Below are 15,919 nucleotides of genomic sequence, written 5' to 3'. Positions count from 1 at the left end.
CTCCACCTGCAGGAGCTTGGCATGCACGAGGCAAAGCGGCAAAAGCCAACTTTGTTTAGTGTCTTGCTCTTGCACCCCAATTTAACGCTTTGATGGATTACGGATATGTCTCTAACAGGTAAACCTTCACTTACGACAGCCGCACCAGTGGCCAATGATGGCTTTTGGCCTGATTTGTCTTTGTCGGATTTGATGAGCCGCTACCGCATCCCGTCAGAGTACGCAGACGACACGATCTCTTGGGGTCTGTCTCTTGCCTTGGTTCGAGTGAACGAACAGCTAGAAAGAGCCAAACGAGCTGTTTTAGTTATGCCGTTTGAGACCTTCACCGCGTATTTAGAATCGTCTAGCGCTGCTCTAAAAGTGCATTACGAACACGCGATTTATAGCTACGCGAAAGCATTTTTGCTGCAGCAGTTTTCCACTATGAACCGTCGTAAAGAAGCCGAGAACATGGCGAAGGAATCCTCTGAAACCGAACAGTACTGGCTAGACGAAAGTAAGAAAAGTGTCGCAGCAATATTACGCAAATTCTTTCCAGACGAAGAACACAGCACCAAAGCCAACTTTCATGTGGGGCTGATTTAGATGATCAAGTTGCAGCAAATCACCGCTTTTTTAATCAGCCTAAATTTGGTCGCAGCAGAGAACATCGACCCATGGGCAGAAAATCCTCGCATTGTTCCGTGGGGCAAAGTGATTACAGACGGGCAGCTGGTTTTATTTCGCCAAACTTATGATGCCGTTTTGTCGTTTGAACGCTGGCCTTACAAGAGGCACCCTGCCGAGTTGCTCTTTGCTCATGTCTCCGTCTGGCTATTGGAAAACGACGAAGAACGATTTGAAAAAGAACTGCCAATGCCGGTGACTGACGTAGATATTTTAGATGGCCAAACGGCAGATATAGACATCACCATCACGTTTGAAGAAGACATTACCGCCGTGCTCGATGAGAACGGGCCTATTACATTCGATGGCCAACGTTATCGATTAGACGATGCGGTTATCTCTTACGTGAAAGAAGCGGAGATGGCGTGATGGCCAGTCAGATTACGGTCGATGTGAAAGGGTTTTTACCACTAAAGAAACAAATAGAGCTGCTTGCCTTGCCTCGCTTGCAGCGTAAAAAACTTTTGAAATACGTGGCGTACAAATTAATTCGAGACACGCGACGTCGCGTTAGACAACGTGTGGATCTAAACGGGAAGCCCTTTGGTAATCGTCCAGATGGTTGGAAAGACAAGCACGAAATTGACCGTTTAGCGCGATTTTTAGCGGTGACCAAGGTGAGCGATACATCGAGCGAAATAGGCTGGCGTCGATCATCCAATGCGGACTTGGCCAAACGTATTCAGTACGGCTCTAAAGAGAACGTGAATGACGAAAAAGTCACAGACATGGCGAAGTTTAATTCAGAGAACGCGCCGGCGACACGATGGCAAGCACGCGCCCTGGTCGCGAATGGATTTAGACAACCGAAGAAAAACGGCGGCAAAGGAAAGCTAGCCACTGTGCGCTGGATACGTGGCGCACCAACGGATGACGGACGACGAAAGAATTGGAACATCAGCGCCAAGATGGCATCGATTGTTTTGACATCCATGCGCAAGTCCAATTTTAAAAAAGCACGACGCCAAGACGGCATAGACGATGAAGCACGGGTAACAATTTCGGCACGAAGTTTTTTAGGGGCAACCCAACGCGAGATTAACCAGTACTTGGTTGAAATGATGAACAAATACAAACAGGAGGTCGTCAATGGCCGTCGGTAGAATTCAAGTAAATGCACTGAACTTAATGCAGGGCCCCTTCCCGACCGTTGAGAAATACTTTCTCTTTATCGGTGTTGGCGCAACGAACGTGGATCAAATTCTGTATTTGAATACGGACAGCGATTTAGACGCTGAATTAGGCGAAGCGGACTCGGAATTAAAACGCCAAGTTGTCGCCGCTAAAGCCAACGCGGGACAAAACTGGGCAGCAGCCGCCATTCCGGTGGCCGATGGTGCGCTATGGGATGCAGCGGTTGATTTCGCTATGAACAACAACATCAAGGTCGAAACGATCGTTGTTTGTACGCCTGTGACCGAACAAGCACAGCTCACTGCTATGCACGCGAAAGCCATGGATTTGAACACCACGTATGGGCGTCGCGCTTTCTTCATTGCTGGTGCTCGTATGATCGATAGCACACCCGCTACAGGTGAAAGTTGGTCTGAGTACATCAACAGTATTAAAGACTTAACCGAGACGCTCAGCGCCTTTCGTGTGTCTATCGTGCCTTACATTTATGACGACGCGGTGGGCATTTATGCAGGGCGTTTGTGTAACGCTCAAGTCAGTGTTGCAGATACGCCAATGCGTGTGGCGACTGGTTCTATCATCGGTCAAGACCAAAGCACCCTACCGACGGACAAGAACGGCATTATCTATTCCAATGCTCACGCCATTGCCCTAAACAACCAGCGCTTTTCTGTGCCGGCTTTTTATTCAGATTACGAAGGCGTGTATTGGTCTGATGGTCAATTACTCGATGCGGTTGGCGGTGATTTCACGGTCGTTGAAAACCTACGGGTGATCGATAAAGCGGCGCGTATGGTTCGCATCATTCTGATTCAGCTAATCGGTGACCGTCGCTTTAACAGTACCGCAAGCGGTGAAGCTTGGGCGATTCGAAAACTCAGCCGGCCATTAAAAATGATGAGCAAGTCTACCGAATTTAACGGTATGACCTTCCCGTCTGAAATTAAGCCATACCAGGACGGTGACATCGTTATTAATTGGATTACCCGCGAGAAAGTCGAGATCTACATGGTGGCTCGCCCTTACTCCATTCCGAAGGATATTACAGCGAACATCATGCTGGATTTATCCGATCCTGTAGCAGCGTAGGAGCAGCAATATGAGACTGACAGGCAAAGATTTCGACACAATGATTGGTGATTACCAAGTTCGTGTTGAATCACTAAGCGCATCAATCACAGATAACCGCAAAGTCATCAAGGAAAACGGTGTTCCTGTGGATTACACCAACGGCGATGTGGAATGTTCCGGTGAAATTGAGCTGAATATCAAAAACTTTAAGTTGATTGCAGCCGCCGCGAAAGACGCTGGTTCTTGGCGTGATTTGGAACCGTTCGACATTGGCCTTACTGGCTCTGTTACAGGTGAAAATCAAACAATCGACTTGGATAAATGCCTACTGCGCATTTCTGATTTGATCAATATCGACCCGAACAGCAACGATCAAATGAAGATCAAACTGCCGTTTGATGTGACGGGTCCTGACTTTGTCGCGATCGATGGAACGCCATATTTAAGCGCTCACGATACACGTGACCTATAAGGGGCCGTACTGATGAAAATCACGACGAAAGCGGTGCTAGACGCGCTCAAAAAACAGGATTACCCCGTCTTTAAAGGAGACTGGAATATCACCTTGGTTGGTGTGCGTTCTAACGATACCGCCGCGAACACCTTTAACGATCGCTTTTTTGTGTTGTTCACGTTGGACGGCAAACAGCATGCCTATGACTTCGCATGCACGACCGATCCTGGTGTGTATTACCGCGAGCACCCTATCAATGTAGATGGCACTGCGTGGCTTATGCCTGGTCACCATGCTGGTTGTTGGGAAATTGGCTATCACCAAGGAAAGTACAAAGCCTTGGCGCAACGGGGCGAAATGACCGTGTACCGTGACAACGATGGTGATGCCACGCTAGACGATAAAGCGGAAACGCAAAAAGGTTTGTTTGGTATTAACTGCCACCACTCTAACCCGAATTCGCTAAGTGTTCAGGTAGACAAGTGGTCTGCCGGTTGCCAAGTGTTGGCCGACCCTGTGGACTTCGCTTTATTGATGGCATTGGTGAACAAATCTACTCAGACATACGGCATTAAATATAGCTACACGCTGTTAACCGAGGATCAGTTATGAGCATTTTTAAGAAACTTTTAAATGGCGTAACCGGTGGCTTTGTATCTACGGCGGTAGATACCTTTAAAGACTATTTCCCGCCTGATATGTCACCAGGTCAAAAAGCCGATCTTGCGTTAAAAACCAAACAGCTTGAAGCCAACATTCAGCAACAAATGGATGATGCAGCCATTACTGCTGAAGAGGTTTTAACAAGCCGAATTGCTCAGTTAGAAGGCACGGCGAGCGACTTAAAAGGCATCCCTTTTATTGGTCCATTAATTTTACTTCTACGTGGTATGCAACGACCAGTATGGGGGTACTTCGTTATGTATATCGACTTTGTGTGGTTCACGACACCATCCAACAAAGTTGTTAATGGTGTCGCCTTTCAGAATTTCACAGAGCAACAACAAACAGCGTTAATCGTTATTAATTTATTGGTGCTTACATTCCTTTTTGGAGAGCGTGCGGTGAAAAACGTCATGCCATTTTTAACAAAGATGTTTGAAGCAAAAGCAAAAATATAGGAGCCATTTATGGAACTGTCCCCAGCAACGATGACGATCATCATGTTTGTGCTTTCTTCGGTTACTTCGGGGGTGGTGGGTTTTTTAGTTTTCCTATTCCAGCGCACTTCTAAAAACGAAAGAGAGTTATGGGAATACAAGCTTAAAGCCGCTAACGAATTTGCCCATAAAGGCGAAATCGACAGGTTAGCCGCTCGATTAGAATCCAAAATTGAAGACCTTTTTAAGAAGGTCTACGAAACCAAAAAACAGGAGTAACAACATGCCACTAATCACTATCACATTGGGCGAAGGTGAAGACGAACAAGACTTACGCTTTGAAGTCACGATGGAAGACTACAACCAACATATTAATAACTCGATGCCAGACGAAAAAGTCGGCCCTGCTTATAACTTTTTGATGGCACATGTTCATCAGGAAGATAAAGCGAAGTTTAAAGACATCATTCTCGTTGATGGAAAAGTGCCTCGCGGCATGTTGGCCATCTTAATGATGGGTGAAGTCTCACAAGCGATGAACGGAACTTTGTCGGTGAAAATAAAAAAGCCGAGCACATCGCTGAACAAATAAAAAGTAACGGGCTTGGCCAGATGATGTGTCTGGTCAAACATTGGTTACCTGGTCAAGAGTTTAACGAATCGACCATGGGCGAAGCGCTCTATTTAGACGAGCGCTACTGGGAAAACATGAGCAACGCTGTGGCAAACGGCATCGGCAAAGTTTTATAGGATTGTTATGAGCGCATTACAACGACTCGATTTCATTGTCAGTTTGATGGACAAGGTCTCTGGCCCTGCCGGCAAGATGATGAAAACGATGGACACAGTGACAAGCAACATCCAGCAAGGCTATCAAAAGATAGGCTATGGCGTGGCTGGGCTTTTTTCTGTGGGTTATGCGTTCGATAAAATGCTAGAGCCGGCCAAAGAGATGCGCACCGCACTGGGTACCATTTCGAGTTTGGGCGTTGAAAATGCCGCCTTAGAACACTTGCGTAAAACAAGTATGGCCACAGCGGTGCAATATGGTTCCGACGCTACTGAGATCGTCAATGCGTCGTACAAGTTACAAAGTGCGATTTCAGGCTTAAAAGGCAACGAGCTAAGCATGTTGGCTAATAAGTCGACCATGTTGGCTACAGCGACGAAGGGCAGTTTGGAATCGACCAATGCTTACGTGGGCCAAATGTTTAACATTCATGCTGTGGAAGCCGATGCGATCGGAAAAACCGCGTTCATGGATAAGTTAATCAGCAAGACGGCAAAAGCGGTGCAACTGTTTAATACCGATGGTACCCAAATGGGCGAAGCCATGAAGAACATTGGTAAACAAGCCACCGCAATGAAAGTCCCCCTCGAGGAGCAATTGGCCGTGATGGGATTTTTGCAAAACACCATGGTAGAGGGTGGCCGATCCGGTAACGCCTATTCTTCATTCTTGGCAAATATCAGCAAGGCTGAAACTACGTTAGGGATGAAATTCACTGACTCACAAAATAAAGCTCTGCCCATGGTCGACATTATTACCAAGTTACAGGGCAAATTTGGTGACTTGAGTAAAGCTGGCGATCAGCAGATGTTGCAAAAAGCATTTGGTAAGCGAGGACAACAGGTTCTTGCGGCGATGGCTGGCAGCTTAGATACGTTCAAAGGCAATTTAGAGAGTATTAAATCAGTCAAAGGTCTGGACGATGTGACCGCCATGGCTATGGCGATTGCCGATCCTTGGGACCAATCCGCCGCCGCGGTTAAAAACTTTCGCATGGAATTTGGCGAGCGCTTATTAAAAGTGTTCTCGCCCGTTTACGACAAGATCACACTCACTATGACAACGATGACTAAGTGGATGGATATGTTTCCACACCTCACTGGTTGGGTCATTAAAGGCGTGATGGGGATTGGCATTTTGGTAGGCAGTTTATCTGCCCTATCGGTTGTTGTTGGCCTTAGCAAATTTATGATTGTGGGTTGGACTGCCAGCGCCGCATTAATGAAATTCGCCCTGCTTCCGTTTGGCCCCTTACTTACTGCTGCAAAAGCCGGTTGGTTAGCCATGAACCTCTCGATTGCTTTGGGCAATGGTGTGATGGCCACGGCTAAGTTTGGCTTACTCGGTATGTTGGGCAGTATGAAAGTAATGATGCTGCAATCTAAGTTAGCCGCCGCAACGATTTGGATTTTTAACGGTGGTCTTTGGGGAATGGCGGCCGCTTTATGGGCAAACCCTATCACTTGGGTGGTTGTTGGCGTTATTGCGTTAACCGCCGCAGTTGCGGCGGCTGTGGTCTATTGGGATACATGGACGGCCAAACTGGGTGAATGGAGTACTGCGTTTCTTGGCTTCATTGGTGTGTTTGATTTTGTAGATGGCGTGTTGGCCCTTTGGAATAAGCTTCCTGAGTGGTGGGCGTCATTCAAAAACTATTTAAGCGGGATGAACGTCTTCTCGTTTGTTGGTGATTCGATTGATTGGTTAATCGACAAAATAAATATGATCCCGGGCATCAATATTGACACAGCGACAGACATGCCAAAACCCGTGGCCGCACCAGCGAGCCTAAGCAATGCCGCACCTAAAGTGGCTGGCGGTGGGTTGGTAAATCAAATCAGTAACGCGACATCAAATAACAGTTCTCGCTCTATTGGTGACGTGCACGTTAATAACTATGGCCAAGCCATGAGCGGCCAATCACTCGCTAATGACCTAGCGTTTGCGGTGGGCTAATTATGGCTGATTACGTTGATTTATTAGTTACTAATGACGACTTCACGTTCGACGCTGCTGGCGAGCCAATGCTCGTTTATGACGCGGATTGTATCGCTCAGGATATTAAACATTTGATCCGTGAAAGCGGCTTAATGGTCGAGATTATCGGCCAGCGCGACAACATCAAAGTGCGCAGTAATTTGCAAAAACTGACTCTATTAATTGAAGACGATGTGCGTTTAGTACCTGGCACGGTCGTCATTACCAAAATTGATATTGAGACCTTTTACATCACGGCCACAACGTACAAATACGGCAACATTAATGTCGAGGTGAGTAACTAATGTCTAACGCTGAATTCAAAAAAATCTTAGATGATGCTGGCATTCCGACTACTCAGGAAGGCTTAGATGCGCAATGGAAAGCCGATGTAAAAGCCAGCGGTAGCACGATCAATAACGACAGCAAGTATTCGCCGTTTTGGAAAGCGATCACTGCACTAATTACTAAACCAGCGCTTTGGTTAATCCAGTTGATGATGACGACTGTGATGCCAAATTCGTTTGTTAAATACGCAACCGGTGTATTTTTAGAGCTGCTCGCAGATGCGGTGAATTTGACTCGGAAAGCGGCCGTAAAAGCACAAGGCGTGGTGACTTTCACCCGTGCCGATGTTGCCTCGGCGGTGACCATTCCCGCTGGAACCATTATTCAAACCGCGACGTTGAATGGCAAAATCTACCAAGTTAAAACGCTGACAGAATCAACTTTTTCAGCTGGCGCTATTACCACAGACGTACAAGTAGAAGCGGTCGAAGCTGGCTCGGCTTTTAATCTATCGACTGGCTACTTTTCTATATTACCCGTTCCGATCGCTAATATTGCTAGCGTAGCAAACGGGGATGGCTGGCTAACATTGCCAGGCACAGACACAGAAAACGACGACTCGTTACGCGCCCGTATTCGTAATCAGTTCGGTACCGCGTCTTCGTTTCATACGGACAGTGTTTATAAATCGCTTATTGCAGAATTCCCTGGTGTATCGGTCGATGCGATTTCTATCGTTCACGATGCACCGCGTGGACCAGGCACAGCAAACGCTTATGTACTTTTTGACTTTTCAGCACCGGTTAATACCTATTTAACCAATATCAACGCCTACATTACCGACCAAGGTCACCATGGCCATGGGGATGATTTGCAGGTTTATCAGTTACCAACACAACCGGCGGCAGTGGTGGTTGATGTGTGGCACGAGGCCTTTTTATCTGCAGATGATATTGCCAACTTAAAAACAAATGTTGAGGCGATGATCAATGCGGCCTTTCGTGGCAATAAAAGCTACTCGCCAACGCTCACACAGCCGTTTAGCCGCTTTAGCTTTTCCAAACTTAGTAAGGAATTGCAAAACCAATTTGAGATAGACGGCTTGAATAGTGCGGATTTTGAAGACGATGCGATCACCTCCGAATTGTGGGTGCCGGTTGTGGATTCGCTGGATGTAACAATGAGGGCCGCTGCATGATCGATATTAAGTTGGTTTTTTGGTTTACCGCTGATGAGTCCAGCAAGCTAATTAAAGCAGCTAAGGCGTGGTGGGAACGAACCGAAACTTGGGTGCGCTGGCCGCTAACGCAAATGGATGCTTTAACCGCATCAATCGGCATTGTGAACTTATTGGCTTACCAGCGCGATATACAACGCTTCCCTAACGAGCCTGAAGATCTTTATCGCAAGCGGGTGAAATACGCTTTAATCAATGCAAAAGACGCTGGTTCGAAAGTAGGATTTATCGCCATTTTTGAGCGCCTCGGTATTGGCTATGTTGAGTTAGAAGAACGCGTAGACGAGGTCGAATGGGATGTTATTACCTTGCGACTTTCAGACTCTCAACTTTCTGAAAGCTCGGAATTACTCGACCACGTTATCCAAAAATACGGGCGTACATGCCGGCGGTATCGCTTGGAAGTAATCAGCCCTATTTCTATCGGCGTTAGCGTTATTGAATTGGGACATTCGTGGTCGCTCGATGTTGCACGACAACCAAACGACCCACTAACCGTAATCGTAGGCGCACAAACAACGGATTGTGGCCATTCTTGGTCGCTCGATGTTGCACGAATTTAATATTACGAGAGAACTTTTTAGAGAGAGTAATTATGCCTTTTTTAACCATAGCGGGTGAGAACAAAATCGCGCTGAACCAAAGCGTAAACGGCGGCTTAACGATCGCTAATTTCGTACTGGCTAACGTACCAAATTTAGATGCTGAGCCTGCCGATCGCATTACAGTCATGCCCGATTCGTCGTTAATCGTCGATACCCTCCCCTTCACAAAGCGCGGTTATGTAAACCCGAATCAAGTGGTTTATTCGCTTGTTATGGGATCAAACCTTGGCGACTACGATTTCAACTGGATTGGTCTTGTCGATGAAGACGGTGTGCTTGTTGTTGTGTCGCATGTACCAAACATCCAGAAACGCAAAAGTGTCGGTGGTGTTCCTGGTAACACAATCACACGAAACTTTTTAATTGAATATACCGACATACAAAACATCACGGCGACAACCGTTCCGGTTGAGACATGGCAGATTGATTTTAGCGATCGCTTAAATGGCATTGATGAACGAGAACGTTTAGCGAATTTAGACATTTATGGCCATGAAGGCTTTCTTGATGACGGCTGGAAGGTCACTGGATCCGTTGGCACTTATAGCGTCGCCGCAGGCATTGGTTATGTGGGCGGTATTAGAACCAAGAATGTGGCTCCTCATGAAGTAATTACATCAACATTCCCAAATGAAATTTGGCTGAACGTGAGTCTGCAGGGCGACATTTCAGACATGACCGCCGTGTCTGAATTCGTCATAGATACAGGGCCGTTTGCGGATTATGTAGATGGGGACGGGATTACTCATTACTTAACGAAAATCGCCACGATTGCGAATGATGGCACTGTGACAGATAGTCGTGGGATTTATGACACGCATGATGCAAGTCGGTTTAACAAAGGAACCATGGCAATTGAGAGGTTGCCGGTTGTTGGTGATGCCACTGATTATTCGACAAACAAATTAATGACCATTGGGTGCGGCGGATGGATGGGGAATATGGTCACATACACAAGCGGAGACACTGGGTTGCCTGGCGCCTCATCACTGCTGCCGACTGCCGTAATGTATCTGCCGGATATGTCCGGTGGCGGAGGCGCTTTCGTGCTGAATATTAGATTTAATTCTGTGGCGGGTGGGTTTAGGTTATCAAACGATCCATATACTAATCGATTTTTCTTGCATTCTACGAATGCTTTGGACAAACACCTACTCAACGTGCCAGTTGAAATATTTCATACGGGCAATGTAGCCTCTTCTGCCGAGATTTTAGCTGGCGAAGAAGGTGCAAAGCCCGTGACTCCGGCTGCATTGGCGGGTGCGGGTTTTGGGTTTGCTGTTAGCTATGAGTATCAGTTGGAATCAGCTAACAGAGAATTATTTACAGATTACATAAACATAAATCCGTATCCAATTTGCGTGAGTATACAAATCACATCTCCAAATCATGCCGCATATAACGTTCTGTGCGTAGACGCTAAAGTCGCGGACGAATCTCAGGCATCGGGGGATGGTACATATGTGTATTCTTTTTTCGCTATTGTTCCACCCGGCGGCGTCTATCGAATGGAAGCACCTGTTTCAATTCTACGTAGATGGTCTGAATTTAAAATGTTAGGGGAGGTATAAATGCGATACTTTAAAAAAGCGGATGGGCATGTTGCGGCATTTGACGACGATCAAATGACGAGTGCTGAGCTAGTGGATGTAATCACAGCAGAAAACTCAGCGATAGAATTAACAACACAATATGTAGAGCTGTTGAGCGCTAATGACGATCTGTCGTCTATTGATGATATGGAGTCAGAGCAATATAAAAGAGCAATGCAGCGAGTTAATGAAGCAGAAGCTGCATACAAGTCATGTGATGAGTACGTTAGTCTGCAAAGACTAAAAAATACAAAGATTTGGATCCCCGATGACGCTGTCGAAATGACAGAAGCTGAAATCGAAGCGCACATAAATCCATCTAAGACTGTTGATGACCAAAAGGTATTAGCAAACTCTGAGTGCTCAAAGCGTATAAATACCCATTGGAATCAAATAGGCCAGATTAATGCATCGTTAGGTGTTTATGGTGAAGAAGGTAAAGCCGCATGCGCAGCTTGGATTTCATCAAATCGCGCGGCGTTGGTTGCGTTATTAGCGCGTGAAGATTTGTTAGAAATCGACGTAATAGACGACCAGTATTGGCCGGTTTTTGAAGGTTCTAATTAATGTCCTGGTCGCTGTTGTCTTTATCCACTCCCGCATCAAGTGCGCCGGCTATTAGTGAAAGCGTAACTGTTTTCACTGTGTCGCCTTGGTCGCATGGCATTAAAGAAGGGAATGGCAATCATACATGGTTGTCATTCCCTAATGCTGTGGACGCGGTGGCGAATCGTGTGGACATTTCAAAAGCCGTTTTTGCGATCGCTATTACAGCGGCAAGCATGACCGATTTTGCTAAACAAGCGGCAGCATTAAATGCGGTATTTCCTTTCAAAGAGTTTGAAAAATGTCAGCGACACGCACAGGCTTTAATCACACTAGAATCTGATAAATACGATTTAGTCGATACAGTGGAAAGCCAACAAACGATACCTACAAATGCCATTCCATCTATCGCTAAACTCTCAAAATACACCATTAGTACAGAGGCTTTGAATGAAGCCAATGCATTAGCTGGTTCCTATCCTTTAGCCAATTTAAACGCGTTCGAATCAAGAAAACCTGCTTTGCCGGCGGCGCCTATTTTATCCGGTGGCGCTGGTTGGCGTTTCTATGCCGAGACAGACATTAAGAACGCGATGCGAGTTAATCAACGAGACCATGCTTATACGATTACGGCCATGGTGGTTTTTTCTGGCTCGTCAGATGAATTAGCTTTTTTACGGGAGTTGATGCCCTAATGCTTGCGCTTAATGGTCAGAAAATAAAAGGCTCTGAACTCAAAATATCCGCAACGCTATCTCTGGCGGGTGAAGATTTGAGCGGTAGTTCAAGTATGTCGGCTCAGGCAGAAACAGGTGATAAACCTCAGTCACTGTCTGTGAATATGGAGATCAAATTCGATAATGCGAAAGATCTAACTGATTTGCTTAATTTAGCAAAAGCGAAAACTGAACGAGTAGAACGTGTTACTTACGACATTCTCAACAATACCGCCGAGGCCATGGCCATACGCCAAGTGAGATTTCAAGGTGACATTACTGTTCGTGAAGATGCGACTTTCAATCTTTGGAAAGTCTCGTTCAAACTTGTTGAGCAACGCTCGGTCTCAGAGATCGCGGAATCAAGACAGGAAGCCACACCAGTGACAGACCAAGCGCCAAATGGCGAGACGGTCTCCGACGATGCGGTCCCGACTGCAGAAGACTTGTCTGGTATGGAAAAAGTCATGAAGTGGGCAGATAGACAAATCGCCGGCACGAGTGAGGCTGAATAATGCGATTAAATAAAGCGCTAAGCATTGGAGGCATTAAACGTAATTTAGTTGATGAGCATATCGCACTGGATTTATACGCCCCTGGTCGAGCTGAATTTACGATCGTTAATGTCGAAAAAGCCGTGAATAAAAACCAGCTGGTAACCTTTGATTTTGGCTACAGCACGCAAGATGCTCTGCAGCGTTGGTTTATTGGTGTGACCGATCAAGTTGTTACGACGGGCGACAAGCGGGTAAAAATCTTTTGTCGTGAATTATCTAGTGTTCTTTTTCACACATTACCGATGAATTTACGCCATGTTTCTTTGCGTGAAGTCTTGAAGGCCATTCACGATATAACAGGCTTAGATTTCTCAACACCGGATAAAGACTATGCCACTCGCAGGGTGGCTAATTTTTATAACTTGGGAAATGGATATCAAGCCATGGCCGCTCTCGAGAAGGTGTTCAATATTCCCGACTTTATTTGGCAACAACAAAGTGGCGTTATTTACGTTGGATCTTGGGAAGATTCTCGCTGGGCCAGTGTTAAAAATATGCAGTTACCAGAAAATCTATTTAGTGATCACAGCGCGCAAAACAGCTCAAGAGTCGCCGCAATCCCTGCTTTAAGACCAGGGATTAGAATTAGCGGAAAGCGCATCAATATTATCGAATTTGCGGGCAATCACATGGAGCTGAAATGGACATAGTAAAAACCATTAAACGCATTGTGAACAATCTGTTTCCTGAAATATCAGCCGGTTATCACTTGCCCATTTTTGCAGAAGTGGTTGGCGTCCGTGAGACACCAAAACAAGGTGATGTGTGCAATGAATTCCGACCTCGCTATGCCGTCGACGTTCAAATTCTCAATGAATACGGCGAGCCAGATACAAAATGGCCAGTGTTAAAAGACGTGATTTTGTCTGTGCCGGTTGCGGGTCATGGGATGGGCCATTTTGCTTATCCGGATAATGGCACTTGGGTTGAAATTGCTTTTGCTTATGGCTCACCAAACCGCCCTTTTATTCGTTCAGTTTTACCTCATCGTTTAACCATGCCAGGCATAGAACGCGGCGAACAGAAGTGGCAACACAGCGCAGCGTCTTATCAACGCATCGACAAAGACGGCAATCAAGAACGCGTAACAGATTTAGAAATACACGACCAAAGCCTGACTCGAGTAATCGAAGCGTTAGATGTGATCGAGACGTTTCACCAAAGCACCAAAAACACCAAAGCCAATGACACAGAGATCATTGGCGCAATCAAACGTATAGAAGCCTTTGGCGCTGTGGTTGTTCAGTCTGGCGGCGTGATGGATTTGTCTGCCGTTGATCATGTACGTATTACGACAAAAGCCAACGCCATTATCAAAGCCCTGGCCAACATCAAAACAGACGCAGCGGGCAACATCGAACATAAAGCCGGTAGCAACATTACATCGAATGCCGGCGCAAATATTGAAAGCTCTGCTGGCGGTGATATTAGCAACACAGCCACCAATATAAACAATACAGCCAGCGGCGATATAACAGAAACCGCAACCGGCGCAATGGCAATCAGTGGACAAACGACAGAAGTAACGGGGCAAGCCAGTGTAGCGATTAAGGCGCCAAGTGTGTGGGTAGGAACACCGGCGCTTAACCTGGTCGCATTAGCAGGAGAAACAGCTCAACTCGTTGCAGATTTAGCGAAAATAGTCGCTACTCATACCCATCCATTTAGTAACAATGTCGTTGGGCCAGTAACCCAAGGCGCGGCAATAACAGCAGTACAAACCAAGGTTTCTGCAGTAAAAGCAGATGTAGATAAGGTGGCAGGAGCATGAAGGATATTCGATGCGGCGGTTGTGGCCGTAAACTAGGTACCGGAATATTTATCGAGCTGCATATCAAATGTAGCCGATGCAAAACTATGAATTTTTTGAGCGTCTCGAACGCCAAACCAGAACACCACGAGTGTCAGACAATGGATGATACTCGTGAACACATTCCAAGAAGCAAACATCAAATTATGTAAATCAGACTGCTTAGATTTACTAGCAACTCTAGAAGATAACAGCATAGATTTAATCGCCACCGATCCACCTTATTTTAAGGTTAAAGGCGATGCATGGGACAACCAGTGGAAGAACAAAGAAGACTTCTTTACCTGGTTAGATTCTGTGTTAATCGAATTACACCGCGTGTTAAAGCCAACCGGCTCCCTTTACTTATTCGCTGGTCCACATTTAGCGAACGAAGTGGAACAAGCCGTGGCCAAGCGCTTCAATGTGCTTAACCAAATCATTTGGCGAAAACCCAGTGGCCGGCATAGTGGGTGTAACAAAGAAAGCCTTCGCCGTTTCTTTCCTCAAACAGAGCACATCATATTTGCAGAAAGCAAAAAGCCGATCGCTTTTCCTTTTGAGTCTGTCCGATCGTATCTGGATAACGCACGTCGTGATGCAAACAAAACAAGAAAGGACGTTGAATCGACCTGTGGTTGTCAAATGTCTAGCCATTGGTTTTGTCGGTCTCAGTTCAGCATTCCAAGTGAAGAACACTACAACACGATGGATAAGCTATTTGGTAATACCTTAAAGCCGTATGAAGAACTTAAAGCTGAGTTTGTAGCACTACGAGATGGCTTTAATCGCTCTAGACGAACATTCAATGTAACCAAAGACGTACCATTTACGAACGTATGGGACTTTAAGCCGGTACAACCTTATGCCGGCAAACACCCATGCGAAAAACCTCTCGACCTAATGAGCCACATTATCAAGACCAGCTCATTACCTGGTGATGTTGTGTTCGATGCGTTCACAGGCTCAGGATCAACAGCGATCAGTTGTATCAAAACAGAACGGTCATTTATTGGTAGTGAAATGGGTGACAATGAATTCGACATAGCAGTCCGAAGAATTTCCGCAAACCTGTAATACCCTTTTATTATGTTAAATTGCGTTTATGGTAATCATTATCATAAACGCATTGCATAACCCACCACAGCTCCACGCCACCTAATCAGAATGCAGCCAGCCCCACAGAAAAAATCTAAACTGGATTCCCCCGCCACAAAATTCACTCCTCCTTGCCTGCAGGGTATTTGCATTTTTTTAGTGCATTGAAACACCCAAGTGCCAATGAGTATCCGTCAAAGCTAAGACCCATAAGGGGTTCAGTATTTAATAATTGGTTAGTAGAATTTCATGGTATGTAAGATTTTGAAGCGTTTGGACAGCAATAGAGCCCCATT

Annotated in this window: 22 protein-coding genes; all 22 read left to right on the top strand. The window is 46.0% G+C overall.

The genetic code is table 11. The annotated features are described in order from the left end of the window. Nucleotides 1-105: 105 nt before the first annotated feature. Genes ACO05V_RS05555 through ACO05V_RS05450 form a run of 22 tightly spaced genes read left to right on the top strand, consistent with a single transcriptional unit; the run spans nt 106 to nt 15,602 of the window. Complete coding sequence (locus ACO05V_RS05555; protein WP_421848333.1) at nt 106-588, top strand: head completion/stabilization protein; 483 nt, start codon at nt 106-108, stop codon at nt 586-588. Then, nucleotides 589-1,038 (top strand): phage tail protein, encoded by a 450-nt coding sequence (locus tag ACO05V_RS05550; protein WP_421848331.1) that lies wholly within the window; start codon nt 589-591, stop codon nt 1,036-1,038. Next, a complete protein-coding gene (locus tag ACO05V_RS05545; protein ID WP_421848329.1) occupies nt 1,035-1,772 on the top strand; it encodes a hypothetical protein in 738 nt (245 codons plus the stop codon). Before ACO05V_RS05550 ends, ACO05V_RS05545 begins: the two co-directional genes overlap by 4 nt. Then, on the top strand, nt 1,759-2,892 hold the full coding sequence (locus ACO05V_RS05540) for a DUF2586 domain-containing protein (protein WP_421848327.1): 1,134 nt from the start codon (nt 1,759-1,761) through the stop codon (nt 2,890-2,892). The genes ACO05V_RS05545 and ACO05V_RS05540 overlap by 14 nt, the downstream gene beginning before the upstream one ends. A 10-nt stretch (nt 2,893-2,902) precedes the next feature. After that, on the top strand, nt 2,903-3,346 hold the full coding sequence (locus ACO05V_RS05535; protein WP_421848325.1) for a phage protein: 444 nt from the start codon (nt 2,903-2,905) through the stop codon (nt 3,344-3,346). Between the two features lie 12 nt (nt 3,347-3,358). Next, the gene (locus ACO05V_RS05530) at nt 3,359-3,940 is read left to right on the top strand and encodes a hypothetical protein (RefSeq protein WP_421848323.1); all 582 of its coding nucleotides are present in this window, start codon (nt 3,359-3,361) and stop codon (nt 3,938-3,940) included. Next, the gene (locus ACO05V_RS05525; protein WP_421848321.1) at nt 3,937-4,449 is read left to right on the top strand and encodes a hypothetical protein; all 513 of its coding nucleotides are present in this window, start codon (nt 3,937-3,939) and stop codon (nt 4,447-4,449) included. The genes ACO05V_RS05530 and ACO05V_RS05525 overlap by 4 nt, the downstream gene beginning before the upstream one ends. Before the next feature lie 9 nt (nt 4,450-4,458). Further along, the gene (locus tag ACO05V_RS05520; protein ID WP_421848319.1) at nt 4,459-4,707 is read left to right on the top strand and encodes a hypothetical protein; all 249 of its coding nucleotides are present in this window, start codon (nt 4,459-4,461) and stop codon (nt 4,705-4,707) included. Between the two features lie 4 nt (nt 4,708-4,711). Then, complete coding sequence (locus ACO05V_RS05515) at nt 4,712-5,020, top strand: putative phage tail assembly chaperone (RefSeq protein WP_421848317.1); 309 nt, start codon at nt 4,712-4,714, stop codon at nt 5,018-5,020. Between the two features lie 20 nt (nt 5,021-5,040). After that, nucleotides 5,041-5,178, top strand: coding sequence for a DUF6890 family protein (locus ACO05V_RS05510; protein WP_421848315.1), 138 nt, complete (start codon nt 5,041-5,043; stop codon nt 5,176-5,178). 7 nt (nt 5,179-5,185) lie between these two features. After that, on the top strand, nt 5,186-7,174 hold the full coding sequence (locus tag ACO05V_RS05505; protein ID WP_421848313.1) for a phage tail tape measure protein: 1,989 nt from the start codon (nt 5,186-5,188) through the stop codon (nt 7,172-7,174). Nucleotides 7,175-7,176: 2 nt separating this feature from the next. Then, on the top strand, nt 7,177-7,500 hold the full coding sequence (locus ACO05V_RS05500) for a DUF2590 family protein (RefSeq protein ID WP_421848311.1): 324 nt from the start codon (nt 7,177-7,179) through the stop codon (nt 7,498-7,500). Continuing rightward, nucleotides 7,500-8,681, top strand: a complete 1,182-nt coding sequence (locus ACO05V_RS05495; protein ID WP_421848309.1) for a baseplate J/gp47 family protein — start codon at nt 7,500-7,502, stop codon at nt 8,679-8,681. The genes ACO05V_RS05500 and ACO05V_RS05495 overlap by 1 nt, the downstream gene beginning before the upstream one ends. After that, complete coding sequence (locus tag ACO05V_RS05490; protein WP_421848307.1) at nt 8,678-9,283, top strand: phage tail protein; 606 nt, start codon at nt 8,678-8,680, stop codon at nt 9,281-9,283. Before ACO05V_RS05495 ends, ACO05V_RS05490 begins: the two co-directional genes overlap by 4 nt. Nucleotides 9,284-9,315: 32 nt before the next feature. Further along, a complete protein-coding gene (locus ACO05V_RS05485) occupies nt 9,316-10,896 on the top strand; it encodes a phage tail protein (protein ID WP_421848305.1) in 1,581 nt (526 codons plus the stop codon). Then, on the top strand, nt 10,897-11,484 hold the full coding sequence (locus ACO05V_RS05480; RefSeq protein WP_421848303.1) for a hypothetical protein: 588 nt from the start codon (nt 10,897-10,899) through the stop codon (nt 11,482-11,484). Beyond that, nucleotides 11,484-12,158, top strand: a complete 675-nt coding sequence (locus ACO05V_RS05475; protein WP_421848301.1) for a hypothetical protein — start codon at nt 11,484-11,486, stop codon at nt 12,156-12,158. Before ACO05V_RS05480 ends, ACO05V_RS05475 begins: the two co-directional genes overlap by 1 nt. Further along, on the top strand, nt 12,158-12,694 hold the full coding sequence (locus tag ACO05V_RS05470) for a hypothetical protein (RefSeq protein WP_421848299.1): 537 nt from the start codon (nt 12,158-12,160) through the stop codon (nt 12,692-12,694). Before ACO05V_RS05475 ends, ACO05V_RS05470 begins: the two co-directional genes overlap by 1 nt. Beyond that, the gene (locus ACO05V_RS05465; RefSeq protein WP_421848297.1) at nt 12,694-13,386 is read left to right on the top strand and encodes a hypothetical protein; all 693 of its coding nucleotides are present in this window, start codon (nt 12,694-12,696) and stop codon (nt 13,384-13,386) included. The genes ACO05V_RS05470 and ACO05V_RS05465 overlap by 1 nt, the downstream gene beginning before the upstream one ends. Beyond that, nucleotides 13,377-14,507 (top strand): hypothetical protein, encoded by a 1,131-nt coding sequence (locus tag ACO05V_RS05460; RefSeq protein ID WP_421848295.1) that lies wholly within the window; start codon nt 13,377-13,379, stop codon nt 14,505-14,507. Before ACO05V_RS05465 ends, ACO05V_RS05460 begins: the two co-directional genes overlap by 10 nt. Continuing rightward, entirely contained in the window at nt 14,504-14,698 is a 195-nt protein-coding gene (locus ACO05V_RS05455) for a Com family DNA-binding transcriptional regulator (protein ID WP_421848293.1), read from the top strand. Before ACO05V_RS05460 ends, ACO05V_RS05455 begins: the two co-directional genes overlap by 4 nt. Next, entirely contained in the window at nt 14,661-15,602 is a 942-nt protein-coding gene (locus ACO05V_RS05450) for a DNA-methyltransferase (protein WP_421848291.1), read from the top strand. The genes ACO05V_RS05455 and ACO05V_RS05450 overlap by 38 nt, the downstream gene beginning before the upstream one ends. Nucleotides 15,603-15,919 lie beyond the last annotated feature (317 nt).

The sequence above is a fragment of the Marinomonas sp. genome (assembly GCF_965225885.1).
Classification (GTDB): domain Bacteria; phylum Pseudomonadota; class Gammaproteobacteria; order Pseudomonadales; family Marinomonadaceae; genus Marinomonas.
This window is presented reverse-complemented; position numbering and strand designations above follow the sequence as displayed.